The sequence below is a fragment of the Pseudomonas sp. H1_D04 genome, from assembly GCF_054683855.1.
This window is the reverse complement of the sequence record NZ_CP162826.1, coordinates 120,070-145,115: the sequence shown is the minus strand read 5'-3', so window position 1 is coordinate 145,115 and position 25,046 is coordinate 120,070. Positions and strand designations below refer to the sequence as shown.

The following is a 25,046-nucleotide window of genomic DNA, read 5'->3' as shown; positions in this document are numbered from 1 at the left end:
CCTTAAAAGTGTGGGAGGTTACGCCTCCATCGATAGGAGAAAACGCTCATGTACACGCTCTACGGCACCGACGAATCCGGCTCTTGCATGATCGAAATCGCCCTGCAGCGCTGTGCGGTGCCGTGGCACCGAGTGGACGCCAGCTCCTGGCAGGAGAGCGAGGGCAGCGAAGCCTTGGCACGCATCAACCCGCTCAAGCAAATCCCCACGCTGGTCACTCCCGGCGGGCAGGTGCTGACGGAAAGCGCCGCGATCCTCATTCACTTGGGGCTCGAATTTCCCGACTCGCACCTGCTGAACGGCGACCGGGCGCAGATCATCAGAGGCCTGGTGTATATCGCCGCCAACTGTTATTCGGCGATCGGCATCATTGACTACCCGCAACGTTGGTTGGGCAACGCCAATGAAGCGGCCCAAGTGCAACTGGCGACCGGCACTCGCCGCTATCTGCATCAGGCCTGGGTAGTGTTCGCCGATCAGTTCGAACAGCAGCTGTTTGCGCCGAACGGTGAGCCGAATGCACTGGGCATTATGGCGGCAGCAGTGTCGCGCTGGGATGACGCCCGTGAGGCGTTGGGCGGCTTGGCACCCGGCTTTGCCCAGACGTTGGCGCAGGTGGATGCCGATCCTGTCGTGGCCCCGGTTTTTGCGCGGCATTGGCCGGAGTGGAAGGTCTCGTAATGTTTCCGCAATCAACGGAAACAATCACGGATGTCCGCGCCAAACCCTTGCGTAGCGGGCGTCCTGACCTACGCTTTCTTAAAGCGCTGTAGGAATCATCCTTGAATTTGACTGTCGCAGACATGAAACTCAAGAACCCTGCATGGAATTCAAAGGAGGTGCGCATGCTCATCCGGTCGCTGACCCTGGCTACCTTGATGGCTTTTACGGGGCCGCTGTTGGCTGCTGATGATATCAACCCGCTCAAGCAGGATCTGGGCAAAGCCCGGCCGTTGGTGGTGGTTGAGCTTGATTCAGGCAACTCCACGCTGGCGACCCTTAAGAAACAACTGGACGAGCCCGCCATCAAGCAGTCCTTTGAAGAGCGCGCCATGGTGTTCTACACCGTGAAGTTCGGCAGCATTGGCGCCGAAGGCGAGAAGTTCGCCAAGGACCCAAAGGACAATAAAAAGCTAACGCCGCCCGAAACCAATGCACTGATCCGCGCACTCAAACTTGGCGCTGGCAGCGGCACTAAGGTGATCCTGATCGGCAAGGATGGCGATAAGAAACTTGAGAAGACCGTGCCACCGGATACCCTCGACTTGAAGGAATTCTTCAGCACCATCGACCAGATGCCCATGGCGGAGAAAGAAGCCGCTGCCGCCGCAGAACCTGAACCCGCCCCACCAGCGCCAGCCAAGGGCGCCAAGCCCGCAAAGCCGGGCAGCAAGCCAGCCCCTCAACAACTGGATGACTGAACCCGAAACCCTGTAGGCCCCGCCGCCTACAGGGTTTTTTGTGGCTTACGCACCGGAAACGGAAAGTAGAAAAACCGCAAAAACGCCACCCGCTTGATCACTTCCCCGATCAACAACGGCACCACCACAGCCACGACAAAACCGATACACGCCGCGACAAACGCATGCAGCCCCAGCCGCTCCATCAGGTCAAACGTCTTGTGCTGGATCTCGCCATGGAAGATCAACAAAATCAGCGTCGATTGGCCGATATAGGTCATCGCCCGGGTAATCAGGGCCGACACCATCAGCACCCGTGCCAGCGCCCAGCACACGTAAACACCAATCACCGCCAGCAGGCTGGTCCACAGCCAGTGGTCGTAGCGCCGTTGCGCCAGGTCCATGGTGTCGTGGCTGTAGATGAACACAACCGCGAACAGCGCCACCGAAAGCAACAGGGTCAGCACTGACCCCGCATGGGTACGCAGCCAGTCCCGCAGCAGATAGCCGTAGACGAAACACGCGCTGCTGATCAGCGTGATGTCCAGGCTGAACGGCAAGCCGGGCAGTACCCAGGTTTGCCCGCCGACCGTCACCGGCAATTGCCAGAACCAGGGCAGCATCCAGATGCCGATCAGCAGCGGCACCAGCATCAGTACACAACTCACGGCCAGCGAAAGACGCTGGATCAACCGTAGCAGCACCCAACCAAACAGAATCGCCACCCAAAAGTGCGGCAAAAACCACAGAGCCTGCCATGGGATGGTGTCCACCGAGGCATACAACACGCCGCCGATATCCGGCAGCAGCGGCTGGCCGCGCAGCAGATCTCGCACGATCACGTACACCAGCATGGTGAAGAAAAACGGCTTGAGCAGAGCATCCGCCTTACGCACCGCCATCTCTAGAAAGGGCTGTTCAGGCTTGAAAAGGACCCCCGACAGAAAGAAGAACAAAGGCAGCACGAACGACGCCAGGATCAGGTACATAAGGTCCGGTGACGTGGCGACAAACCAACTGTGGGCATACACGATCACCAGGATGCCGATGCCTTTGGCGATGTCCATTTGGATCCAGCGATGTTTCATCTGCGTTTCCCCAGTCAACCCTTCATGCCTTGCGCCATGGTTTCAGCCACAGCCCCATCCCGAGCAATACCAAGGCACCGGCCAGGGTGCTCAGCCCCAGTTGCAGCCATACGCCTTCAAGACGAAACAACACCAGCGCCGCCACGCCCAGCACCAGCGCACTGAGTAGCCAGTGCCGGGCCCAGGGCAGGGCGCCGAGCAGTGTTTGGCGTTGCATCAGCAGCAACGCGGTGCAGATCACTCCCGCCAGCGCGGCCAGTGGAATTCCTGCCAGGCCGAACACAAATGGCAAGACGCATAGCAGCAACACGTTGACCAGGCTGCCGAGCAATTCGCAGCGCAGCGGCTGGCGCGTATCGCCGGCGGCGTAGGCGTAACGCGCGAGCAAGGCGTTCCAGGCGCCGAACACCAACGGCACGGCAAACCACGCCAGCAGCAGCGGCAATGGTGAGTCAGACGATTGCTGGGGCAACAGCAGCGCCACCAGGCTTGGTGCGGCGGCTACCAGCCCGACGCCGGCGGGCAGCGTCAGCACGCTGGCGGTTTCCAGGCCGCGCTTGAGCAGGGCCAGGCGCGCATCGCCCTGACGTCGGCTCATCATGCCCAGCAGCACCTGATTGAGGCTCATCAACGCAATCAGCGGCAGGTTCATCAGCTTGCGGGCCAGGTTGACCCAGGTGACTGCGCCTTCGCCGAGCAGCGATGCCACGAGTCTTTCGATCAGCGCCAGGCCCTGGCTGGCTCCGTTGCTTATCAATAAGGGACCGATGCGTTGGCCCAGCTCGCGTAACGGCGCGAAGGTCAGCTGCCAGCGCCACGGCCGCCAGCCTTGGCGCCACATCGACGGCAGCAGCGCCAATGGCATCAGCAAGCTCCCGGCGAGGCACGCCAGGGCCAGTGAGTGAGGTTGAGTCGCGGTGCCGGCGAGGGCGAGGTACGTCACCGGTGGCAGGTTGAACAGCAGCGAGCCCAAGCCGGCCAGCACAAAACGCTCGCTGGCCTGCAATGGAATGCTGAACAGCGCATGCAGCATCAGCCCCGGTACGCACCAGGCGACGACCTGCAGGTTGCTGCTGGCCAACGCCGTCGCGGTGTCGGCCAACCCTGGGCCGAGCACTTGCACCAGCCACGGCGCCAACAGCGTCAGCAGCAGACTGGTCACCAAGGCGATCAGCATCAAGGCCGGAAACAGTACCGCCAGCCAGTCCAGCCGCTCGCCATCCTTGCGTGCCAGGTACAACGGCAACGCCGCCGCACTGAGCACGCCGCCGGCCAAAGACATGCGCAGCGCCTCGGGCAAGAACAGCGCAATCAGGAACGCATCACTGCGCTCCCCCGCGCCCCACGCCGCGACCAGCAACCACTCACGGGCGAACCCCAGGCACAGGCCAAGCAGAGTCGCCAGGGTTAGCCATGCGGCGGAGCCCAGCATCAGGGCCGTGCGCCGTTGAACAGTGGTTTACGGTAGGTCACCGTCTTGACCTGCGGCAGGCGCGCCGGAAACAAGCGCCGCGCCTCCAGCACATTGATGCCCACCATCAGCCAGAACAGCGCCACCATCACCACCGCAAAACTGAAGTAGTGGTCAAACAAGCCACTGACCAGCGCGGACAGAATCCCCGCCGTGGTACCCAGCCACAGGGCGTTGTCCTTGGTCAGGCGGATCGGACCTTTCTCTGGACGGGCTTCACGCCACCAGCGGACGGTCACCGCCACAAACAGCAGCATGCCGACGAGGCCTATCTTGTAGATGTAGTTCAGCCACAGGTTGGAGATGCCCAGCAGACCAGTGCCCGGCACTGGCGGGTCGACCTTGAAGCCGATGCCCAGCGGATAGGCCGCCACGGCCTGCGGGAACATGCGGTATTCATCGAAACGCACTTCGGTACTGGCGTTGTTCGAAGAAAAAATCGTCGCCAGGCGATCCTGCAACGGTGGATAAGCCATCACCAGCGCTATCGTCAGCGCCGCACCGATCATCAATAGGCGACCGGTGTACGGCACGCGCCGTGAGGCCATCCATATCAGCACCAGCGCCAGGCTGACCATCGCGCCACGGCTGCTGGCCAGCAGCAATGCCGCCGCTCCCAAACAGGCCACGCCCAAACCGAGTGCGCGTTTCCAGCCTTGTTCGGTCATGCCGAAGCAGAAGGCTAAAGGCAGCAGCAACGCCATGATCCCACCGATGGCATTCGGGTGCGTCCACGGCGAGCCCATGCGCGAAGACATGGCCTCCAGACCAAATTTGAGCATGTCGAAATTGGCGTAGTTGAACAGGCCAAGAATCGGCGCGATCCCGGCCCCTGAGCGTGTGCGCACAAACACCCCAATGGACAACACCAGCATCGCCAGGGTGCCGAGCAACAGTGCGATCACCAGGGATTCGCGGTGCTTTTGATCTACCAGCAATTTGGCCGCGAGGAACACCCCCGACAGGTTCAGCAACCAGCGCAGCCAGTTGGCCAAGCCGCTGCTGTCGGCGTGGGTGATAACCTGACCGACCATGAAGGGGAACGCACTGAACAGCATCAGCCACAACAGCATTTGGTCGGTGGGCCGTCGGGTCAGGCTGGGCGCTTGCGGCAGGCGCGACAGGAAGCTGTGCCACAGGATCGCGCCCCAGGTGAGGGCCAGAATCGCCTCGCTCACCGTGGTGCGAATGCCCAGGTTAACCGTGGAATACGGCATGAACGTCGCCACGGCCGCAAACAGCAACAGGCCCCAGAACGGAAAGCGCAGGATGGTCACCGCAGCCGCCAGACCGACCACAGCCAGAAACGCCTTGGCCGGCGACAGCAGCAAAGCCAGGGCGCCAAACAGCAGGCCGAAGAGTATCGCGACGAGGCTTGCCAGATTCACTCTCACGTCAGTTCCTCGATCAGTTCGGCCAGGCGCCGGCGATAAGCGTGGTGGTTGAAGCGTTGCGCCCACTGGCGGCGTTGCTCGGGGGATTCTTCGTCGGGCTGCTCGCCCAGGCCTATCATCAATTGCGTCAGCGCCGGGCCATCGGTGGGCGAAAAGCGGGGGGCTGACGGTGGCGTGATTTCATCCAGTGATGTACCGCTGGCCACCGCCACGGGTGTGCCGACGCTCAAGGCTTCGATCACCGGCAGGCCAAACCCTTCGGCATACGACGGCTGCCACAGGCGCGAGGCCCGGCGGTACAACGCGTGCAACTCAGCGTCCGACACACCGCTCAAGGCGCGAATACCTGGCAGTGTGCGCTGGGCTTCGGGCAAATGATCGAGGCTGCCTACCAATACGAGTTCCGGCACTGAGGGCGATTGGCGTCGCGCTTGCTGCCAGGCGTCCACCAGAAATGGCACGTTTTTGCGCAACTCGCGGGTGCCCACCAACAACCAGTAACGCGCAGGCAACTGGCGCGCGCTGAGGTCGGCGGCCAGCTCGGAGAACCCATCGACCTGGTTGGGCAACACGCGAATCTTGCCCGCCGCCTTGGGGAACAGCCGCGCGGTTTCATCGGCGCTGTACTGCGACGGCGTCCACACGCGGTCGGCGCTGTGCACCGCGTAGGCAATCGACAGGCGATCGCTGGTCTTGTAGATCAACGCCTTCAAGCGGTTGGCGTGGTAGTTGTTCAGGGTGATCTGAAACAGATCATGCAACAGCACGACGGTGCGCAGTCCTTGAGGCTTGGGTGGCAACGGCAGGCCCATATTGAAGGTGCTGATGTACAGATCGACATGGTGTTCGCGCAAGGCCCGCGACAAGAAACCCGCCTCGAAACGCAGGCGATTCTGTGGCTGGTGCATGGCAGTCTTGGCGCAGCCCCAAGCCGGGCAATGGGCCCACAACCGGGTTTCATCGCCCAGGGGGGCCACGGTAAAGCGCTCGACCTCGATGTTCGACAGCGTGTGCAGCGCACTCTCCAGCGCATACACCTGGCGGCTGATGCCCGATTGCGGCGAGGTGCCGACGGTGCGGTAATCCAGGCCTACACGCATGCCGGCTCCTTTTGGTTCTGCGGCGCGAGGGTGGCGTACACCTGCTCCAACTGGCTGGCGGCGACGCTCCAGTCATGGGCCCGACGCACGTAGGCGCGGCCAGCTTCACCCATGGGCGCGGCGGCGTCGGGGAATTGCAGCAGGCGTACCACCGCATCGGCCAGCTTGGTGGCGCTTTGTCCGCCGAGGTAGTCCAGGCCTTCCACCAAGTCCAGCCCGGATACACCTTGCTCGGTGCTGGCCAACGGCAGGCCGGCGGCCAGGGCTTCTAGCACCTTGAGTTTCGACCCGCCGCCGTGGCGCAACGGCGCCAGAAAGACCGAGCAGCTTGATTGCAGATTCAGCAGGTCGGGCACGAAACCTTGCCACTCGATGCGCGGGTCCTTCCAGCGCTCGCGCCAACTGCCCGGCATGCCGAAACCGCACACGCTCATGCGCGCATCCGGGCAGCGCGCCCAGACCTTGGGCAGGATTTCATCCAGCGCCCATTCGATGGCGTCCACGTTCGGCGCGTATTCATAGTTGCCCAGGAACAGCACGCGTCGGGTCGACGGGTCGGGACGGGCGGCGGCGAAGTGATCGCAGTCCACGCCGTTGACCACCACCGGTACCGGTTTTCCGGCGATTTTTTCCAGGACCTGCGCGTCGCTGTCGGTGACGGCCACCACCTGCGCGGCCTGGCGCATCACTCGGCGTTCCCAGCGGGTATAGCGCCATTGATCGTAGCGAATGAACGGCAGCGCCCAACGCGGCAAACGGTCGTAAGTGGCTGCGCCCAGGGCCGACTCCACATTGTGTTCGGTCAGCACAAACGGCTGTGACTTGCGCGCCAGTGCATCTTCGTAAGGCTGGAAGCTGTAGCTGTGCTCAATCTGCACCACGTCCCACTGCTCACCCAGCAACCAATTGAAAGTGTCCTGCAACTCGCCCGCCAAACCATTCACGCTGGCCAGCAGCGGGTAGGGCGCAAACAGCCCGGCCACCAGGGTCTTGAAACTGCGCAACGGGCGGCGCGGCAGGATGATCAACTGTTCGACAAACGCCTCCATCACCTGGCGGTCGGTGAGCGACACCGGGTGCTTGTCATGCAGCAGCAAGGTGATCTGGTGCCCACGCGCCGCAAGGCTGCGCAGCAAATGGAACTGACGCGTCTTGCCGCCGCTGGTGGCGGGCCAGGGCGAGTAGGGCAGGATCCATAAAATGCGCATCGCAGGCCTCACTCCCATAACAGTATTTGCAGGTTTGGCTTGACCGTGATGGTCAGTCCGTTGGTGCCGCTCACCGGGGTTTGCGTGCCGCGCAGCGGGTCATACAGGGTCGCGCTGGCCAATCCTGGCAAGTGAGCGTCACCGCCCTGTGCCGACCAAAAAAACCATAACTTGCGACCGTCCGTGCGGGTCCAGCCGATGCTGAACAGGCCATCGGGCAATTGGTCGGCGGTGGGTGGGTCGCCGGGGATTAGCTTCGGCCCGCTGACGTCGAGAAAGTTTTTCAGCGCGGTGTAGACCGGCTTGGGGTTAGTGTCGATGTCCAGCAAACCGTAGGACTGGTCACGCACGCTGGCGCGCTGGTCCAGATCGCTCAAGGTAAACAGGAAAATCTTGTCGTAATCCATCGCGCTCATCAGCGCCAGGCGGCGTACTACGTAATCGGCCTGGGCCTGTGGGGTGATGATGTCCTGGGCGTCTTTGGGGCCGGTGTAGGTCGACCAACCCCATTCGGTGCTCCACAGGGTCTGCACACCGCCGGTGCGCAAGGCTTGGTTGAGTGCGGTGGTCTTGGCGATAAAGTCCAGGTTGGCGGGGTCGTTGCCTTCGGGCAATTGGGTGTAGGGGTGGTAGGAGATGACGGTATTCAGGCTGGCCACACCGAGTGCGCCGAGGGCGTCGAACATGGTCTGGCCGTTAGGCATTTCGCTGAAGAACGCCATACCGGCTGCGACCACCGGTTTGCTCGGGCTCATCGCTCGCAGCGCGGCGGCTGAGGTGGTCAGCAGCGTGGCGTAGCCGGCCGGATCGGCCACCGGACGCCAGAAGCCCAGCAGGTTAGGTTCATTCCACACTTGCCAGGCGTCCACGCTGGGGTAGCGCTGGGCGAGCAACGCCATGCGGTTGGCGAACACGTTCGGGTCCTTCGGCGGGTACTGGTCCTGATAGGGCGCACCCGCCGGTGCAGTGGTGGCAAACGGCGCCGAGCCGACCAGGTAAAACACCGACTTGAGCTGGTTGTCCTGCAGCTTGCCCACCAGTTGGTCCAGGGTTGCCACCTGGTACTGGCCCTCTACGGGTTCCAATTGATCCCAATGCAGGTCCAGGCGCACCCACTCCAAACCCAGCGCCTTGAGACGGTCGATCTGCTTCTGATAACGCTCGGGGCTGAACCATAGGAATTGCGCGTTCACCCCCAGGAAATCCTTCCATACCACCTCTTTGTTGCCCTTGAGCACATGGCTTTCTGCATCCGCCTGGCGCCCCCAAAAAAACGCAGTCAGGCCCAAGGCAGCGACCACGGCCAGGGTGGCGAAGTAGGTGCGTTTACGCGCCATGGCGAGCTCCTGAAATGGCGTCGCCAAACAGTGCGGCGAACTTCTGCGCGGTTAACGGCCACAAGCGCTCACGGCCGATTTCGCCGGCGCGTTCGGCCCAGTCCCGGGCCAACAGCGGTGTGCGCGCCAGACGCAGCAGTTGCTCGCTGAGCGCGGCCACGTCGCCTTCGGGGTAGATGGCGCCGTTGCCGCTGGCGACTTCTTCAGCAAACGCCCGGGCATCCGAGGTAATCGCTCCGCGCCCGCACGCCGCCGCCCAGGACAACGCGCCGCTGGTGCCGCGCTGGCGCCCGAGCAGGCCGAGTTTTTTCGATTCACGGTACGGCAGCACCATCACATGGTGCGCCTGAATGGTCTGGGCGATGTCGTCGGCCGGCAAGTTCAGCCGCCAATCGATAGCGTCCGTCAGGCCGAGGTCGGCGATTTGGCTATTCAACTGCTCCAGGTAATTGCTGCCTGCGCCAAACGCCATTTCGGCGGCTGTGCCTCCGGCCAGGGTCAGGCGCACACGGTCACGCAATTCAGGGGCTTGTTCGAACACGGCAGCCAGTGCCTGCAGCAGGTCCTCGATGCCTTTGCCCCGGTAGATAAAACCGAAGTACAGCAGGTGCAGCGTTTCCAGCGGCGGCAGCGGCACGGGTGGGATGGCCAGGTTGGCGTGGTTGATCACCGCGACTTTGCCCGCCGGCAGTTGCATGCGCTGGCTCAGGCATTGGGCGCCCAGGCGAGTGAGGGTGATCAGCCGCGTCAGGCCTTTAGCGACCTGACGCTCTTCACGCAGGGTCAGTGGGTCGGCCAGCACGACCGCCGCCTGGGGCAGCGGGCTCGGCAAGCGGTCCAGCAGGTTCAACGGAAATGGCAACTGCTCGCGCCGCCACACGATCCGTTCCGGGTCATGCACGGTGGCGGTCAAGGGCAATGCCGGGAAGGTCTTGCGCAGTTCACGCAGGGCCAGAAACTCCCCCAGCCGCCCGCCGCCCAGTTCGGCGTGGACCAGGTCCACACTCTGCCAGTCGAATGCAGCGATAGCCTGCTTGATGGCCTCGCTGTTGCTCGCCACACCGGTCAACGGCGTCAGCACCGTTACGCCCAGGTGTTCCAATGCCGTGCGGAAATGGTTCGCGTAGTCGGCGATCCCGTTTTTTTCCGGCGGCAATGGGGCGAGCAGGGCGATGCGCATCAGAACGCTCCCCGGTACTTGGCGATGAATTTAAGCACCTTGGCCGGCACTTCGAACTTACGCCGGTTGATGATGATGCCGTCCACCTTGCCGAATGCCGTGTTGAGGATCGACAGCGCGTGCTCGACCACGGGCACCGTGCTGGTATTCGCTTCCACCACCAGGGCGATCAGGTCGGCGCGGCGCAGGTTGATAAACGCATCGCGGTTATCCAGCAGCGCCGACGCGTCCAGCAGCACCACTTCGCCCGGCTTGGCAGGTTCAGCCCCGCCGACCCGCACGTTGATGCCGTTTTCCTGGAGCAACTGACGCAGGTGTTCCACCACAAAGGTCACCCCCTCGCCATGGCGCGCTGAGGTCAGCCCCAGCGTCATGCCTTGCTCGGCAATCCGCTCCAACTGCAGCAAACCGTACAGGCGGTAGATGCTTGCATTGAACGCGTTGGTGCCTTGGGCGGTGCTGGTGTCCAACTCCGGCAGGGTCGTCCACAGTGGCAGGCCGAACTTGCGTTCCACCAAACCACCGTCGTGGATGCGCTGGTCGAGCAGGTAGCAAAGGTAGATCACAAGCAGGCCGACGACGATCGCAAACGGAATCGCCAACAGCAGCATCACCAGGGTTTTCGGGAAGATGCGGCCGGGGTTCAGGGTGGCTTCTTCGATCACCGCGATGTTGCTGATCTGGCTGTTATCCAGCTCACGGTCGATACGCGATTTTTCCAGGTTGTCCACGTACAACGCGTAGTTGCGTTCGGCGGTGCTCAGCTCGCGGCCCAGGCGGGTCAACTCCGGTTCGATCTCCAGGGCTTGCTTGCGTTGAGCTTCAAGGTTGACCAATTGCTTTTGCTGCTGGACCAGTTGAGTGCGCAGCGCCAGGTTGTTGCTCGTTTCATCCAGCAGCACGCGCTGCAAGTGGATTTCCAGCGTGTTGGGCGCACGGTTTTCCGAGCTCTGCACGGTGTTGCTTTCGCTGGAGACGTGGGCCTGCATCGCGCGGATCGACGCATCCAGGGCTTTGACCGGCGGCGCGTTATCCGTGTAGGTGCGCATCATGTCAGCCTTTTCCAGCAGCTTCTGGTTGAGCAGGCGACGCAAGTCCTGCTGCTGCGGGTTCAGTGCGATCTGGCGAACCGTGGTCACTTCCTTGGGTTGGGTCTTGAGCTGCGTGCGAGTGCTCGCGATGGCGCTGTCGGAGGAGGCGATCAGGCGCGTGGTGTTGAACGTCTCGCCGCGCAATACGTTGATGCGCTCGGACAAGTCTTCCAGGCGATCAGTGATGCTGGCCGCACCGATCTCATTCAGGTGTGTGAGGATCTGCTGCTTGTAGCCCTTGATCTCCGTGGCGCTGGTGGACACCTGACCTTCATAGAACACATACAAACTCTTGCGCCCCAGAGCCTGGGTACGTTCGTTGATGTAGGTCTCGACCCAATCCTTGACCACCGCCCGGGCGATTTGCGGATCACCCCAGGTGAAGCTGATGTCCATCACCGTGGAACCGGCGGCGTGGCTCACTTCAAAGCTCTTTTCCAGGTTGGCGGCAAGGCGTTCCACCGGCGTGGTTTTTTCGATCACACCGACGCTTTCCAGCACCACGCGAATACCGTCGAACACCGCACCGACGCCCTCCTTGACGGCGTGCTTGGTGCGCTTCCAGAAACCCTCCGGCGGCGGTGCATTGTTGATGACTTCCAGGTAGTGCTCGGCCACTGCACGCACGATAGGGCGCCCGGTCAGCAGGCGTTCTTCGTCGACAATCGGGTCGCGCTGGGTGCTGGGCATCACCAGCGCCTGACGATTACTGATCTCGATGGGCAGGGTCGAATCGCGGCCCGGTTTCACCAGCAGTCGAGCGGTGGATTCGTACTTGGCCGGCAGCAGGAACGCCCCCAGCAGTATGATCACCAACGCGGCAATGGCGGCCAGTTTGAACTCGCGCCGGAAGATGAAGAACAGGCGCAGCAGATCACGAAAAGAACGGATCTCGATCATAGGATGTCGCTCCTTTAGTTATTGCCGCCGCTGGTGCGTGTGTAGTTGTAGCCAACCCCAATGGACTTGGTGAACGGGATCAGTTGGTTCATGTAGGTATCCACTCCCTGGATGCGCTCGCCCACGTTGGATTTGGGCACGAACACCACATCGCCGCGTTGCAGGTGCACCGGTTTGCGCCCGTTGGGGCCGGTCTTGAGCAGTTGGCTGAAGTCCAGGAAATAGGCGCGATAGGCGCCCTGGGCATCTTCGCGCAGCAGCGCAACCATGCTGGCATTGCCCGCCGGACTCACCCCGCCGGCGCCGATAATCGCCTGTTCCAGCGTGTTGGCCGTGGCGATCTGCACCGCCGTCGGGTTATTCACCGCGCCGCCGACAATGACCGAGCTGCCCGGCGCCTGATTGATGTTCACCGTCACACGCGGCTCGCGGTATGTCTGCGCGAGCTTGCCGGTCAGCTCTGTCGCCAGCTCCGAAGGCTGTCGCCCTGCAACCTGGATTGGCCCCAGGAACGGGTAGTTGATCTTGCCGTCGGTCTGCACGGTGTACAGCGTCAACTCGTAGATCGTGCTGACGTTGAACGCCGACAGCGTTGGCATCTCGCCGGCATCACGCACGATGCGCAACTGGTCGCCGATGCGGATGCGTTCCACCGCCGGTGGCAACTGGGCCAGTTGGTCGAGGGCGCGCTTGCCGTCCTCGACGGTCTGGCTGTCGGGCGGCACGATGCGCGCCGGTGTATTACAGGCGGCCAGAGCCATCATGGCCACGACGAGCAGGGTTCGTTTCATCAAGGGGGACTTCCTGTGGGTCATGATGCTCACCTCCAATAACCGGGAAACATGCTGATGCGCCGCTTGAGGGCGAGAGGCAGACGACGCTCAAGATGGCCCAGGCGGTAACCGAGCAATTTGAACGCGCTGCGCACCAGCACCTCCGGCACGCGGTGCAAGGCGCCGGCTTTGCGCAAGGCTGCGAGTTCAGCCATTACATAGCGTTTGCCTTCGCCACCCGCGTCGCCAAAGGCCTGCTTGATCCACGGCTCGCGGCCGTAGAACACGCCGATATCGAAGTAGCGGTGAAACTCGTCCATGAGTTTGTAATCGTGGGAGTGATGCACCAGCGCCGTGGCGGCGTAGCGCACCTTATAGCCGTCGAGAAGCATGCGCGCGGCGACGTAGGCGTCTTCGCTGCCGATCACGTCGGCGGGGAAACCACCCACCGCGTGCAGTGCACTGCGTCGGTACACGGAGAATGAGTCGGAGCTGAAGCAGGTCTTGATCCCAAGCGTGGGCGCGTCGGCCAGGCTTTTGCTGCGGCTGTGCTCCGGGTAGTTGAAGTGTCGCGATTGCGCGCCCAGTACACCCGCGTCAGGGTGGGGGAGTTGGCGCCCATAGGCGACGCCATTGAGCGGGTCCTCCTGCAGCTCGGCGAGCAGGTTGGCGAACGTCTCGGGCGTGGCGGGAATAGCGTCCTGGGTCATCACGAACAACGCGTCGCCGCCAACTTGCTCGCTGGCCCAACGGCGGGTGCCGCCGTGGTTGAAGTCACGGGCGTCGATCACTTCGACCCGTGCTCCGAACTCTCGAAAACGCGCCACGGTGTCATCGCTGGAGGCGCTGTCCACCACCAGCATTTCGTCCGGTTGCAGGGTTTGCATCTTCAGCGCCGGCAGCAGGCGTGCCAGGTGGCTGGATGCGTTACGGGTCGGGATGATCAAGGAGGTGCGCATGTCATTTTTTCACGTCGGCAGGCGCACGGCCGTAGATGTCGTCGAAGCGCACGATGTCGTCTTCGCCCAGGTACTCGCCGCTCTGCACCTCGATCATCACCAGGTCGATGATGCCGGGGTTGGTCAGCCGGTGTTTGTGCCCGGCCGGAATGTAGGTGGACTCGTTGGCGTTGATCAGGAACTCCCGCTCGCCGTTGGTGATCTGCGCCGCGCCGCTGACCACCACCCAGTGCTCGCTGCGGTGGTGGTGCATCTGCAGCGACAACGACGCCTGGGGCTTGACCACGATGCGCTTGATCTTGAAGCGGCTGCTTTCCTCCAACACGGTGTAGGTGCCCCACGGCCGGGTGACGGTGCGGTGCAGGCTGTACGCCGGATGGTTCTGGCGCTTGAGCTCGGCGACGATGTAGCGCACGTCCTGGCTGCGGTGGGCGTCGGCGATCAGCAAGGCGTCGGGGGTGTCGACGATGATCAGGTCGCGCACGCCCACGGCGCCCAATACGCGCTTGGGTGAGTCGATGTAGCAGTTGTGTACGTCATGCAAAATTGCTTCGCCATTGACCTGGTTGCCCTGGGCGTCGCTGGGGGTGAGCTGGCGCAGGGCTTCCCACGAGCCGATATCGCTCCAGCCAATGTCACAGGGCACCACGGCCACTTGGTTGGACTTTTCCATCAGTGCCACATCGATGGAAATATCCGGCGCACTGGCAAAGCCATCGGCGTCCAATTCACGCTGGCGCGAGGTTTTGTTTTGCAGGCTCTGGCTGCGCTCCAGCGCGGCGCGTGCGGCGTCCAGCACGTCCGGGGCATGGGTGGCCAGTTCGTCTACCAGGGTGCTGGCCTTAAAGCAGAACATGCCGGCATTCCATAGGTGCTTGCCGCCGTCGAGGTAGCCTTGGGCGGTGACCAGGTCGGGTTTCTCGACGAAGCGTTTTACGCGGTTACCGTGGCTCAGTTTTTCGCCCTGTTCGATGTAGCCGAAGCCGGTTTCTGCATGGTCGGGCTGGATGCCGAAGGTCACCAGATAGCCGGCTTCGGCCAGGTCGCGGGCCTGAGTCACGGCCTCGGCGAACGCGGCTTCATTGAGGATTAAATGGTCGGCGGGCATCACCAGCAACTGCGCGTCGCCGCCGAAATGTTCCTGCACATGCAACGCTGCCACGGCGATGGCCGCCGCTGTGTTGCGGCCGAACGGTTCCAGCAACAGGTCCAGGGGCAGGTGGGCGTTGTTGACCGGCCGGTAGTCATCCAGGGTGCGGAACAGCAGGTCGCGATTGGTCACCGTCAGCACGCTTTCCACCCCAGGCAATTTGGCTGCGCGCTGAAAGGTTTTTTGCAGCAGGCTCTGGCCGTCACGCATGCGCATGAAGGGCTTGGGCATGTTCTGTCGCGACACCGGCCACAGCCGTGTGCCCGAACCACCGGAAACGATGCAGGGAATCAATCCGTTGAGGGTATTCATCAATAGACTTCCTTGGTGGAAAGGACGGCGGGGACCGTCATGAAGACGATGTACAGGTCAAACCACACCGACCATTTGGAGATGTACTCCAGGTCGTATTCGACGCGTTTCTGGATCTTGAACAGCGTGTCGGTTTCACCCCGGTAGCCATTGATCTGCGCCCAGCCGGTGATGCCTGGCTTCACGCGGTGGCGCGAGCTGTACTCGCTCACCGCCACTTCGAACGGGACACCGGCGGCCTTGGTCGCCGTGGCGTGCGGGCGCGGGCCGACCATCGACATGTTGCCCAGCAGCACGTTGAACAACTGCGGCAGCTCGTCGATGCTGGTCTTGCGGATGATGCGACCCACCCGAGTGATGCGTGGGTCCTGGCGAGTGGTCTGGCGTTCGGCGGTGAAGTCGCTCTGGTCGGTGTACATCGAGCGGAACTTGAAGACGCGGATTTCGTTGTCGTTGTAGCCGTAACGGTTCTGGCGGAACAGCACCGGGCCCTTGGAATCGAGTTTGATCGCAATCGCCGTGACCACCATCACCGGCGACAGACACACCAGCGCCAGGCTGGCGAGGAAGCAATCCTCCAAACGCTTAATCACCGGCGACCAGCCGCGCAATGGCAGTTGCGAGGTGTTGAACATTAGGATGCCGCCGACGTCGGTGATTTTGCTGTGGCCGTAGCGCAAGGCGGCCATGTCGGGCACCAGCATCACGTTCACCGACAGCTGCCGCAGGCGATTGACCAGCCCATGAATGCGCTGCTCTGCGGCCCAAGGCAGGCAGATCATCACCTGGTTGACCTGCTCGGCGCGGATCAGCTTTTCCAGGTCACGGGTGTTTCCCAGCAAGGGCAGGCGGCTCAATTCCTTGGGGATGCGTTCAGTGCGGTCGTCGATAAAACCGATCAGCCCGGAACGGATATCGCCGTTGCGTTGCAGGTGGTCGGCCACATGCACGGCGGTGTCGGTAAAGCCCAGGATCACCGTGCGTTGAAGGTATTTGCCCTTGCGCATCAGGTGGCGGTACAGGCGCAGCATCAGCAGGCGTTCCAGGCAGAACAAGCAGAGGCTGGCGACGTACCACGCCACCAGGTTGCGCGGGGTCAATAGCGGGAAAAACTGCAGGATCTGGTACATGAACAGCAGGATGCAAAACGCCGCCGACCAGGCTTTGATCTTGGTTTTCAGACGCAGCCGGTTGCTGAATAACTCTTCGGAATAGATGCCCAGGGCCTGGAACAAAATGATCGTCAGGACCGCGAAAAATACCAATAGGCCGAGGAAATGACCGCGTAGCTCTGGGTCCATCGGGTCGATGAAAATCACCAGGACCAACGGGGGCAAAATGGCGCTCAGGCCATGTATGAATTTGACGAAAACAACAAAGAACTCAACAAAACCGGCACGCGTTAAAAACAGACTGTCGACGGACGACTTTTCTCGCATAAAACATCCCTCATTGCACTCCAGTCGCGCTTGTTCGATTGTTTGTTCAATAAAGCAACGGGTTGCTTTAAAGGCACTTCGAACTACGGCTACGCTGGGTAATACGCAACTATCCATTCAAAAAAATAAATCCATTTGAATGCTTTTCGCGGGGGTAGTGACTTAAGGAGTGTTTCCTTCATAGTGCTAGTCAACGGATTGACGATGTTGCGGGGCATGCAGGATAGACGGGTTAATCAGTCTTTTTATCGGCATTTTATTGACATTCCTTGTCCGAACACTCGGTGATGGGGTGTGTTTTTGAGTGTAGGAATAAATGTGAGATTTTTCCTGCTTAACGGGAAAACCTTTTTATGAGCGAGGTAGGAAAGGGGGACAAAGAGGGCGTGGCAAGGCGCACTAAGTGCCTTGCCACTGGGGCTTTCGCGGGATTAGAAGTTGCCTTTCAAACTCACCGAAAAATTACGCGGTTCGCCATAAAAGTTTCCCCAAGAGGCGGTACCCACGGTGTTGTAGTAGGTTTTATCAAACAGATTGTTGCCGTTGAGCGCTACGGTCCAGGTGTCATCCACGCGGTAGGCCAGGCGCGCATTCCAGGTGGCGTAACCGGGCTGTTCGAGCTTGATGGTCTGCACACGATAGTTGCTGCTCTGGGCGTTGACCCCAGTGCCGACGCTCCATTTCGATAGCGCGCCGTCGAGTTGGTAATCGCCCCACAAACGCAGCATGTGGCGGGGCACGTAGGTGTTGGAAACGCCACCTTCCTTCGCGACTTCGATGTTGCTCAGGGACTTGGTCTGGGTGTAGGTATAGCCGCCGAACAGCTGTAGGCGTTCCAGCACTTCACCACTGATCTCGGCCTCTATGCCCTGGGCGCGCACCTTGCCTTTGTCGGTGTAGCAATAGCCATCGGCGGAGGTCGCGCATTGGGTGGTGTAGTCGGATTCGGCGCCGTTTTTCTCAAGGGCGCGGAACAGCGCCAGGGAGCTGTTGAGGCGTCCGTCGAACCATTCGCCCTTGATGCCCAACTCGTAGTTGTCGCCGATCTTCGGCTTGAGCGCAGCGCCGTCGACGGTAGCGTAGGAACTCTGCGGCTGGAAGATATCCGCATAGCTGGCGTACACCGACAGGTGCTCATTGAGGTCGTAGATCAGCGCGGCAAACGGTGTGACTTCGCCGGTTTCCCGAGTGCGTGCATCCTGCGAAGCCCATTCGCCCCAGGCCAGGTTGTAGGATTGGCGACGGTTCTCGTACCAACTGACGCGGCTGCCGACGATTAACATCAGCGGCTCGGCCAGGCGCAGGCGCAATGTGGCATAGGTGCCGTATTGGGTAGCGGTCTCCTTGACCGTGCCGCCACGGTACATGTTCGGCCAGAAGGTGCTGTCGGCCGGTTCCGGGAAGTGACGATTAGGTTGGTAGATGCTCTGGCGCAAGGCCAGGCTCTGGATCGCGTAGACATCGTCCTGAGTGCCACGGCTGCCGTTGGCGCCGAGGATCAACTCATGTTCCAGGCCGAAGGCTTCGAACGTGCCATCGACGTAGGCGTCGAGGCCGAAGTCCTTGTGGTTGTAGTCCATCAATGCGGCATAGGAACCGGCCGTGGGTGCCGGATCACCGTAGGCGATCGTGCCTTCGCTGGCAGCGTACTTGGTGTCTTGCAGATTGCGGCTGTGCACCGCCGACACCTTGAGTTTCCAGTCATCGTTGAATTGATGGGTCAAGTCGGCAAAGAACGTGGTACGCCGGCTTTGCCAGTCGTTCCAGGACTGGCCCAGACAGGTGGAGCGGCTGAGGTTGGCGCTTTTGCCATCGGCGTAGCGGGGCAGGCCGCCCCAGCACGGTGTGGCGTCGACGTCTTCGTAGCTGGCGCCGACGCCCAGGGTGGCTTCGGGGCTGAGGTCGATGTCCAGCGCGCCGTAGAACGCTTGGTCCTGGCGCTTCTGGATGTCCATGTAAGAGCCGCGCTCCTGCTGGCTGATCGCTGCGCGGCCGCGAATAGTACCGCTGTCATTCAACGGGCCGCCGGTGTCGACGTCGGCGCGGTAGTTGTCCCAGGTGCCGGCGGACAACGACAGGCTGGTGGTGGGATTGGCCTGGGGCCGCTTGCGCACGAAGTTCACCGCGCCGCTGGCGGTGCCGGCGCCCTTTAGCATCCCGGCCGCACCCTTGAGCACTTCCACTCGGTCGTAGATCGCCATGTTGGCGCTGAAACTGTCGGCTTGTACGTAGTCTTTGCCCATGTCCAACGGCACGCCGTCGTACTGGTATTGGCCGAGCATCTTGAAGCCACGGGAATAGAAGTACTTGCCGCCCATGGGCGACTCGTAGGTGGTGATCCCCGGCGTGCGTTCCATCACATCGTCGATGGTGGTGAGGTTCTGGTCATCCATGAGTTGGCGGGTCAGCACACTGACCGATTGCGGCGTTTCCCTCAGGCTGTGTTCGCCTTTGCCAATGGTCACTGCGCCGGTGGTGTACGAACCGGTGCCGTCGGTGATGACGCCCAAGCGCTCGCCGGTGACCATCGTGGCGCCCAGGTTCAGAGCGCCGGTTTCGGCCACTTCGGGCAGTAGCAACCACGTGTTGTTGCCCTGGCGCTGGGCTTCCAGGCCTTGGCCTCGCAACAACTGGCCGAGGGCCTGTTGAGGGTCGAAGCGGCCGTTGAGGCCTGGGCTGGCCTTGCCGGCGACGCTAGTGGCGTCATACGACAGGCTGATACTGGCCTGACGGGCGAACTGGTCCAGCGCATCGGCCAGGGAGCCGGCGGCGATATGCCAGTCGCGGGCCTGGATGTCACTGGCTGGGGTTTGAGCCATTACGGCCAATGGCACAGCCGCGCCACTCAGGCAGGCGCCGAGCAAAGCGGCCTGCGCTGCGCGCTTGAGGGGGGAACGTTGGAAGGGGAACGCTTGCATGACCGCGGGATGCTCCTGAAGGAAGTGAACAGAACCGGCCTGTTGATCGGCCTTTCCTAACAGGTCGAGCGGTAATGCGAATTCACCTCATTTATTTTTGAAGGGTTATACGCGGGGTGAAACAGTCACCCAATAACGGCTGCGGTAGGTGACGTCGACCTTGAGTGAATGCGCCACCAGGCTGAGCACTTGATCGGTATCGTCCAACTGATAGGTGCCCGACACGCGCATCCCGGCGACCGCTTCGCTGCACCGCAGCAGGCCGTTTCGATAGCGGCCCAGCTCGGCGAGGAAGTCATCCAGGCGCATGTTGTGGGCGCTGATCACGCCATCGCTCCAAGCCCAAGGGTCGAGTCCATTGGCGAGGGGAGGTCGGATGCCATTGCGGTCGAACAGCACCTGTTCGCCCGGCTTTATCAACTGCTGTGCGTGGGTGTCGTGACGGTCGGCAAATAGCGCCACGCTGCCCTGTTGCACGGCGAGCAATGTGCCTTGGGCGTCTTCGCGTACCAGGAAGCGGGTGCCAATGGCGCGCAAGTAACCGTCGCGGGTCTGCACCCAGAAAGGTCGGCTGTCGACGCCGGTATTGACCAGGATTTCACCCTGGCGCAGGTGCACCAGGCGCCGCTCTTGATTGAACGCCGTATCGAAAGCGCTGGCGCTGTTGAGCTGGATGTTGCTGCCATCGTTCAGCGCCACCCAGCGTCGTTCGCCGGTGACGGTACGGTAATCGGCCATCAGGGCCGGCAGCGGCGTGTAGTCGCGGCCAAGCCAGGTCAAACCGGCTGCGCCGGCCATCAGCCCGAGCAGTTTCAAGCCATCACGACGGCTGATGCGTTGGCGCGCACCCCGCAGGGCATGGCGCCCGACCTGGGCCGGTAGTTGGCTGAAGTCGTCATTCATCGTCGCCACCCGCTGCCACACTTGCTGGTGTTCGGCGCTGGTGTGCAGCCAGCGGTCAAATGCGGCGGTGCTGGCGTCGTCGGCTGTGTTGAAGCGCAGCGTGATCATCCACTGGATGGCCTGGTCTACGAGGCGCGGGTCATAGCTCGGCATAACGCAACCGATAACAGGCGTGCAGCGCCTTGGACAGGTCGCGCTCCACGGTCGCTTTGGACACGCCCAGACGCAGGGCGATCTGGGCGCAGGTCAGGCCATCAAGTTGGGCCAACAGGAACGCTTCGCGCACGCGCGGCTTGAGTTGGTCGAGCAGGCGGTCGATACGTTCGAGGCTGTCGAGGATCAGCCGCCGGGTTTCCTCCGACGGCACTTCAGCCTGCGGAAAATGCGCGAGGCTTTCGAGGTAGGCACGCTCCAGTTCACGGCGCCGGTACTTGTCGATCATCAGGCTGCGCGCGATGCTGCTCAGGTACGCGCGCGGCTGCTGCACCGTCTGCTGCTTGCGCGCATTGAGCAGGCGCACGAAGGTTTCCTGGGCCAGGTCGGCGGCATGCTCACGGCAACCGGTGCGCCGACTCAACCAGCCGCGCAACCACGAATGATGGGCATGGTACAGCTGGCCGATGGCGGCATGGTCCAGTGGGTGATCGCTCGACATGGGCATCCTGGCGCAGCAGTCTTAATTGATAATGTTTCGCATTCTAGACGTTGGTCGTGGCGTTGAGCAATCACTGGCAAGCAATGTATCCAGCACAATTTTTTGTTTGCCCAAAGCGCGCCGATTAGTCTGCGGGCTTTCCTGGTGGAGGGCTGAGCATGATCGACGTGGCGACCCTGGCGATATTTTCCGGTGCCGTGGTGCTGTTGTTGCTATCACCGGGGCCGAACATGGCTTTTGTCATCAGCCATGGCGTGACCCACGGCTGGCGCGGAGCAATGGCGTCGGCGTTGGGCATCTGTGTGGCGGACCTGCTGCTGACGGTATTGACTGCCAGCGGGGTGACGGCGCTGGTTGCCAGTTGGCCGCCATCCTTTGATGTGATCCGCTATGCGGGAGTGATCTACCTGCTGTGGCTGGTGTTCAAGACCTTGCAGAAAAGCCCTGGCCTGGACATGGCTCACATCAACCGCGTGGCCTTGGGCCAAGTCTGTTGGCAGGCGATGCTCAACAGCTTGCTCAACCCTAAGGCGTTGCTTTTTTTTCTGGTATTCCTGCCGCAGTTCGTAAGGCCCGAGGCCGGGCCCATTGCCATGCAGCTGATGGTGCTCGGCGGGGTGCTGACCGTGATTGCCGGTGTATTTCACGTACTGCTGGGGTGTTTTGGCGGGGCGCTCAGCCGATTCTTTGCCAGGCGTTCAAACAGCGCCTGGCTGCAGAAGTGGGGCTTGGCGACGGTACTGATGCTGCTGGCGGTGCGCCTGGCGGTGATGTCTCGTCCCAACTGATCTTGGGTGGCGGGGAGCACGCCAGGCAGAGCTAGCGGCGCGCGTCCATGTCAGCCCAACCGCGCCGCCGCCCGTGCGGTGATCTCACCGCGCACCCTGCGCGATTCCAGCGTGCGCTTCTTCGCCTCTTCCAGCACATGCGCAGGCGCCGTCTGCGGGCTGCCCGAATCGAACGGCGGTGCCGGTGCATATTCGATCTGCAACTGCACCAGTTGCGCCGCCGCTTCGCTGTATAACTCGGCCGCCAGCACCAGCGCGAAGTCGATCCCCGCAGTGATTCCACCCCCGGTAAACAGGTTGCCGTCACGCACTACGCGCTCCTGCACCGGGATAGCACCGAGGGGGGCGAGCATGTCGTGGTAGGCCCAGTGGGTGGTGGCCTTGCGGCCGCGCAGCAGACCCGCCGCGCCGAGTACCAGCGAGCCGGTGCACACCGAGGTCACATAGCGTGCGGTCTGGGCCTGGGTCTTGAGGAAATCCAGGGTGGCCGGGTCTTCCATCAGCGCACCCACGCCGGAACCGCCGGGCACGCAGAGCACATCCAGGTTGGGGCAGTCGGCGTAGGTGGTGGTCGGTGTAAACACCAACCCAGTGCTGGAGGTGACCGGCGCCAGGTCTTTCCACACCAGGTGCAATTTCACGTCCGGCAGCGAACCCAGCACGTCATAGGGGCCGGTCAGGTCCAGTTGCTGGATGCCGGGAAACAACACAAAGCCGATCTGCAAGGTCATCAGGGATGCTCCGATAAAGAGGTGGACGGCTTCACTCTAGAGGCCTAGGCTTTGGCGAATACGCCATTGACCCCACGAATTACGCCAATCATGCCCAGAATTGTCCACGTCCTCGCTTTCGATAACGCCCAAGTGCTTGACGTGACCGGGCCGTTGCAGGTGTTCGCTTCCGCCAATGACTTGGCCCGCCAGCGCGGCCTGCCGCTGCCTTATGCGGTCTCGGTGATCGCTGCTCAAAGCGCGCCGGTGATGACCTCTGCCGGGCTGGCCCTGGTAGCCGAACCGCTGCCCGCCGTCGATGCGCCTTGCGATACCTTGGTAATCGCTGGCGGCTGGGGCGTTTATGGCGCCTCCGAAGACTTGGCGCTGGTGGACTGGGTTCGGGAAAAGGCCCGGCATACCCGACGCATGACCTCGGTGTGCACGGGCGCATTTTTGCTGGCCGCCAGCGGCATGCTCGATGGCTGTCGCGTGGCGACTCACTGGACGCGCTGCGAGGAATTGGCGCGCCGGTTTCCTTCGCTGACGGTGGAGTCCAATCCGATCTTCATCCAGCAGGGCGCCGTGTGGACGTCGGCCGGTGTCACCGCCGGCATCGACTTGTGCCTGGCCTTGGTGGAGGAAGATCTCGGCGGCGCGGTAGCGCTGGAAGTGGCGCGGCACCTGGTGGTGTTTCTCAAGCGCCCCGGCGGCCAATCGCAGTTCAGCGTGACCCTGTCCCTGCAAAAGGGCGACAGCCGCTTCGCAGAACTCCACGCCTGGATGGCCGAAAACCTCACTTTGGAATTGAACATCCCGACCCTGGCCGCCCAGGCCGGCATGAGCGAGCGCAGCTTTGTGCGCCACTACCGCGCCGAAACCGGGCAAACCCCAGCGCGCGCCGTCGAGCTGATCCGCGTCGAAACCGCCCGCCGGCAATTGGCAGAGAGCAATGCGTCAATCAAACGTATTGCCGTGCAGTGCGGTTTTGGCAGTGAAGAAACCCTGCGCCGCAGCTTTTTGCGGGCCTTGTCGGTCACGCCCCAGGCCTACCGCGAACGCTTTTGCGCACTGGCCTGAACGAAAAGTACACCGTTGAACCAAGGTGCTATGTTGGCCTCCCACCCACAGCGGGCGGGGGTTTTTATCGAAGCCTACGGCGGCACCCTCCGGGCTGAGAGCGAGGAGGGGCATGGCAGCGTGTTCAGCTTCAGGATTGCCGCAGTGCGTTAAGCCCTATCGAGTAGCTCGATGATCGCTGACAGGGTCGCCTGCGGTGCTTCCTGGGGAATATTGTGGCCCACGCCGGGCAACACCTGACGTCGGTAAAAACCGCTGAAGTGCTCCACGTCATCGTCCTCTTCCGGCGGTGGGCCTACGCCGTCATCGGCACCGCACAACGAGATGCTCGGCACCGAGATCGCCGGTTGCATCGCCAACGCCTGCTCGATGGCTTCCAGCGCCGGATCGCCGGGCGCATACATGAAGCGGTGGCGGTAAGAGTGAATCACCACCTCGACAAAGTCCGGGTTATCGAAGGACGGCGCCGTCTGCCCATAGAGGTCCGGCCCCTCGGCCCATGACGGCGACCACAGCGCCCATAGCAGTTGGCAGAGCTCGCGACGGTTGGCGGTCAACCCGTCCACACCGCGCTGGGTGTGAAAGTAATACTGGTACCACAACCGATGCTCCGTCACCGGCGCCCGAGGCTTGAGCGACTTGGCGATGTTCTGGATGTTGTAGCCATCCCCGGTCACCAGCCCGCGCACCCGCTGCGGCCACAGCGCGGCGACGATACACGCGGCGCGCCCACCCCAGTCATAACCCGCCAGCGTGGCTTGCGCGATACCCAGCGTATCCATGAACTCCAGCAGATCCTTGGCTAACGCGGCCTGTTGCCCGGAACGCATTACCTGCGCATTGATAAAACGCGTGGGGCCATAACCGCGCAGGTACGGCACCAACACCCGGCAGCCGCGCCCGGCGAGCACCGGAGCAATGGCGTCGTAAGCGCGCGGGTCGTAAGGGAAACCATGCAGCAGGATCACCGGCTCACCGTCGGCAGGGCCGTGGGCTTCATAGGCGATGTCGAGCATGGAGGTTTGCGCGTGGAGCAATGGGGCGGTCAGGGTCATGGTTGGGCTCCGTGGTTGGCCAGCGTTAGCACATTTGAAGGGAAGCAAGGCCCTTGTGGTGAGCGGGCTTGCCCCGCGCTGGGCTGCGAAGCGGCCCTGAAATCAGACGCCGCGTTCTGTCAGGCAGAATGCGGC

Annotated in this window: 21 protein-coding genes; 4 read left to right on the top strand and 17 right to left on the bottom strand. The window is 62.2% G+C overall.

What is annotated here, in order from left to right:
• Positions 1-48 precede the first annotated feature (48 nt).
• Together AB4N82_RS00675 and AB4N82_RS00670 are read left to right on the top strand one after the other, a co-directional pair.
• A complete protein-coding gene (locus AB4N82_RS00675; protein ID WP_032888202.1) occupies positions 49-681 on the top strand; it encodes a glutathione S-transferase N-terminal domain-containing protein in 633 nt (210 codons plus the stop codon).
• A 164-nt stretch (positions 682-845) separates the two neighbouring features.
• Positions 846-1,421, top strand: coding sequence for a DUF4174 domain-containing protein (locus tag AB4N82_RS00670; RefSeq protein ID WP_032888204.1), 576 nt, complete (start codon positions 846-848; stop codon positions 1,419-1,421).
• A gap of 26 nt (positions 1,422-1,447) precedes the next feature.
• Here AB4N82_RS00670 and AB4N82_RS00665 read toward each other — a convergent pair whose 3' ends face one another.
• The 15 genes from AB4N82_RS00665 to AB4N82_RS00595 form a co-directional block, all read right to left on the bottom strand.
• Positions 1,448-2,488, bottom strand: a complete 1,041-nt coding sequence (locus AB4N82_RS00665) for an acyltransferase family protein (RefSeq protein WP_032888206.1) — start codon at positions 2,486-2,488, stop codon at positions 1,448-1,450.
• Positions 2,489-2,510: 22 nt separating this feature from the next.
• Positions 2,511-3,920, bottom strand: a complete 1,410-nt coding sequence (murJ, locus tag AB4N82_RS00660) for a murein biosynthesis integral membrane protein MurJ (RefSeq protein ID WP_122756034.1) — start codon at positions 3,918-3,920, stop codon at positions 2,511-2,513.
• Positions 3,920-5,347: an O-antigen ligase family protein gene (locus AB4N82_RS00655; protein ID WP_122765026.1), complete on the bottom strand. Its 1,428-nt coding sequence runs from the start codon at positions 5,345-5,347 to the stop codon at positions 3,920-3,922. The genes murJ and AB4N82_RS00655 overlap by 1 nt, the downstream gene beginning before the upstream one ends.
• 2 nt (positions 5,348-5,349) lie before the next feature.
• The gene (locus AB4N82_RS00650) at positions 5,350-6,453 is read right to left on the bottom strand and encodes a glycosyltransferase family 4 protein (RefSeq protein WP_122765025.1); all 1,104 of its coding nucleotides are present in this window, start codon (positions 6,451-6,453) and stop codon (positions 5,350-5,352) included.
• The gene (locus AB4N82_RS00645) at positions 6,444-7,661 is read right to left on the bottom strand and encodes a glycosyltransferase family 4 protein (RefSeq protein WP_122681528.1); all 1,218 of its coding nucleotides are present in this window, start codon (positions 7,659-7,661) and stop codon (positions 6,444-6,446) included. Before AB4N82_RS00645 ends, AB4N82_RS00650 begins: the two co-directional genes overlap by 10 nt.
• 8 nt (positions 7,662-7,669) lie before the next feature.
• Positions 7,670-8,998 (bottom strand): GH39 family glycosyl hydrolase, encoded by a 1,329-nt coding sequence (locus AB4N82_RS00640; protein WP_095186473.1) that lies wholly within the window; start codon positions 8,996-8,998, stop codon positions 7,670-7,672.
• On the bottom strand, positions 8,988-10,178 hold the full coding sequence (locus AB4N82_RS00635; protein ID WP_460104139.1) for a glycosyltransferase: 1,191 nt from the start codon (positions 10,176-10,178) through the stop codon (positions 8,988-8,990). The genes AB4N82_RS00640 and AB4N82_RS00635 overlap by 11 nt, the downstream gene beginning before the upstream one ends.
• A complete protein-coding gene (locus AB4N82_RS00630) occupies positions 10,178-12,169 on the bottom strand; it encodes a GumC family protein (RefSeq protein WP_122765023.1) in 1,992 nt (663 codons plus the stop codon). The genes AB4N82_RS00635 and AB4N82_RS00630 overlap by 1 nt, the downstream gene beginning before the upstream one ends.
• A gap of 14 nt (positions 12,170-12,183) precedes the next feature.
• Positions 12,184-12,960, bottom strand: a complete 777-nt coding sequence (locus AB4N82_RS00625) for a polysaccharide biosynthesis/export family protein (protein WP_032888222.1) — start codon at positions 12,958-12,960, stop codon at positions 12,184-12,186.
• Between the two features lie 29 nt (positions 12,961-12,989).
• On the bottom strand, positions 12,990-13,901 hold the full coding sequence (locus tag AB4N82_RS00620; protein ID WP_032888224.1) for a glycosyltransferase family 2 protein: 912 nt from the start codon (positions 13,899-13,901) through the stop codon (positions 12,990-12,992).
• Position 13,902: 1 nt separating this feature from the next.
• A complete protein-coding gene (locus tag AB4N82_RS00615) occupies positions 13,903-15,363 on the bottom strand; it encodes a mannose-1-phosphate guanylyltransferase/mannose-6-phosphate isomerase (RefSeq protein ID WP_122765022.1) in 1,461 nt (486 codons plus the stop codon).
• A complete protein-coding gene (locus tag AB4N82_RS00610) occupies positions 15,363-16,802 on the bottom strand; it encodes an undecaprenyl-phosphate glucose phosphotransferase (RefSeq protein WP_095186468.1) in 1,440 nt (479 codons plus the stop codon). Before AB4N82_RS00610 ends, AB4N82_RS00615 begins: the two co-directional genes overlap by 1 nt.
• A 431-nt stretch (positions 16,803-17,233) precedes the next feature.
• Positions 17,234-19,720: a TonB-dependent siderophore receptor gene (locus AB4N82_RS00605; protein WP_122765021.1), complete on the bottom strand. Its 2,487-nt coding sequence runs from the start codon at positions 19,718-19,720 to the stop codon at positions 17,234-17,236.
• Positions 19,721-19,825: 105 nt separating this feature from the next.
• Positions 19,826-20,776, bottom strand: a complete 951-nt coding sequence (locus AB4N82_RS00600; protein WP_099601522.1) for a FecR domain-containing protein — start codon at positions 20,774-20,776, stop codon at positions 19,826-19,828.
• Positions 20,763-21,278, bottom strand: coding sequence for a sigma-70 family RNA polymerase sigma factor (locus tag AB4N82_RS00595; RefSeq protein ID WP_460104134.1), 516 nt, complete (start codon positions 21,276-21,278; stop codon positions 20,763-20,765). The genes AB4N82_RS00600 and AB4N82_RS00595 overlap by 14 nt, the downstream gene beginning before the upstream one ends.
• Positions 21,279-21,436: 158 nt before the next feature.
• Between AB4N82_RS00595 and AB4N82_RS00590 the strand changes: the two genes are divergently transcribed.
• Positions 21,437-22,066, top strand: coding sequence for a LysE family translocator (locus AB4N82_RS00590; protein ID WP_032888237.1), 630 nt, complete (start codon positions 21,437-21,439; stop codon positions 22,064-22,066).
• Positions 22,067-22,116: 50 nt separating this feature from the next.
• Here AB4N82_RS00590 and inhA read toward each other — a convergent pair whose 3' ends face one another.
• On the bottom strand, positions 22,117-22,797 hold the full coding sequence (inhA, locus tag AB4N82_RS00585; protein WP_032888239.1) for an isonitrile hydratase: 681 nt from the start codon (positions 22,795-22,797) through the stop codon (positions 22,117-22,119).
• 90 nt (positions 22,798-22,887) lie between these two features.
• On the opposite strand from inhA, the gene AB4N82_RS00580 reads away from it, so the two are divergent.
• On the top strand, positions 22,888-23,856 hold the full coding sequence (locus AB4N82_RS00580) for a GlxA family transcriptional regulator (protein WP_099601525.1): 969 nt from the start codon (positions 22,888-22,890) through the stop codon (positions 23,854-23,856).
• Positions 23,857-24,005: 149 nt separating this feature from the next.
• Here the strand turns inward: AB4N82_RS00580 and AB4N82_RS00575 are convergent, their stop codons facing one another.
• Positions 24,006-24,911, bottom strand: coding sequence for an alpha/beta fold hydrolase (locus AB4N82_RS00575; protein ID WP_095186466.1), 906 nt, complete (start codon positions 24,909-24,911; stop codon positions 24,006-24,008).
• Positions 24,912-25,046 lie beyond the last annotated feature (135 nt).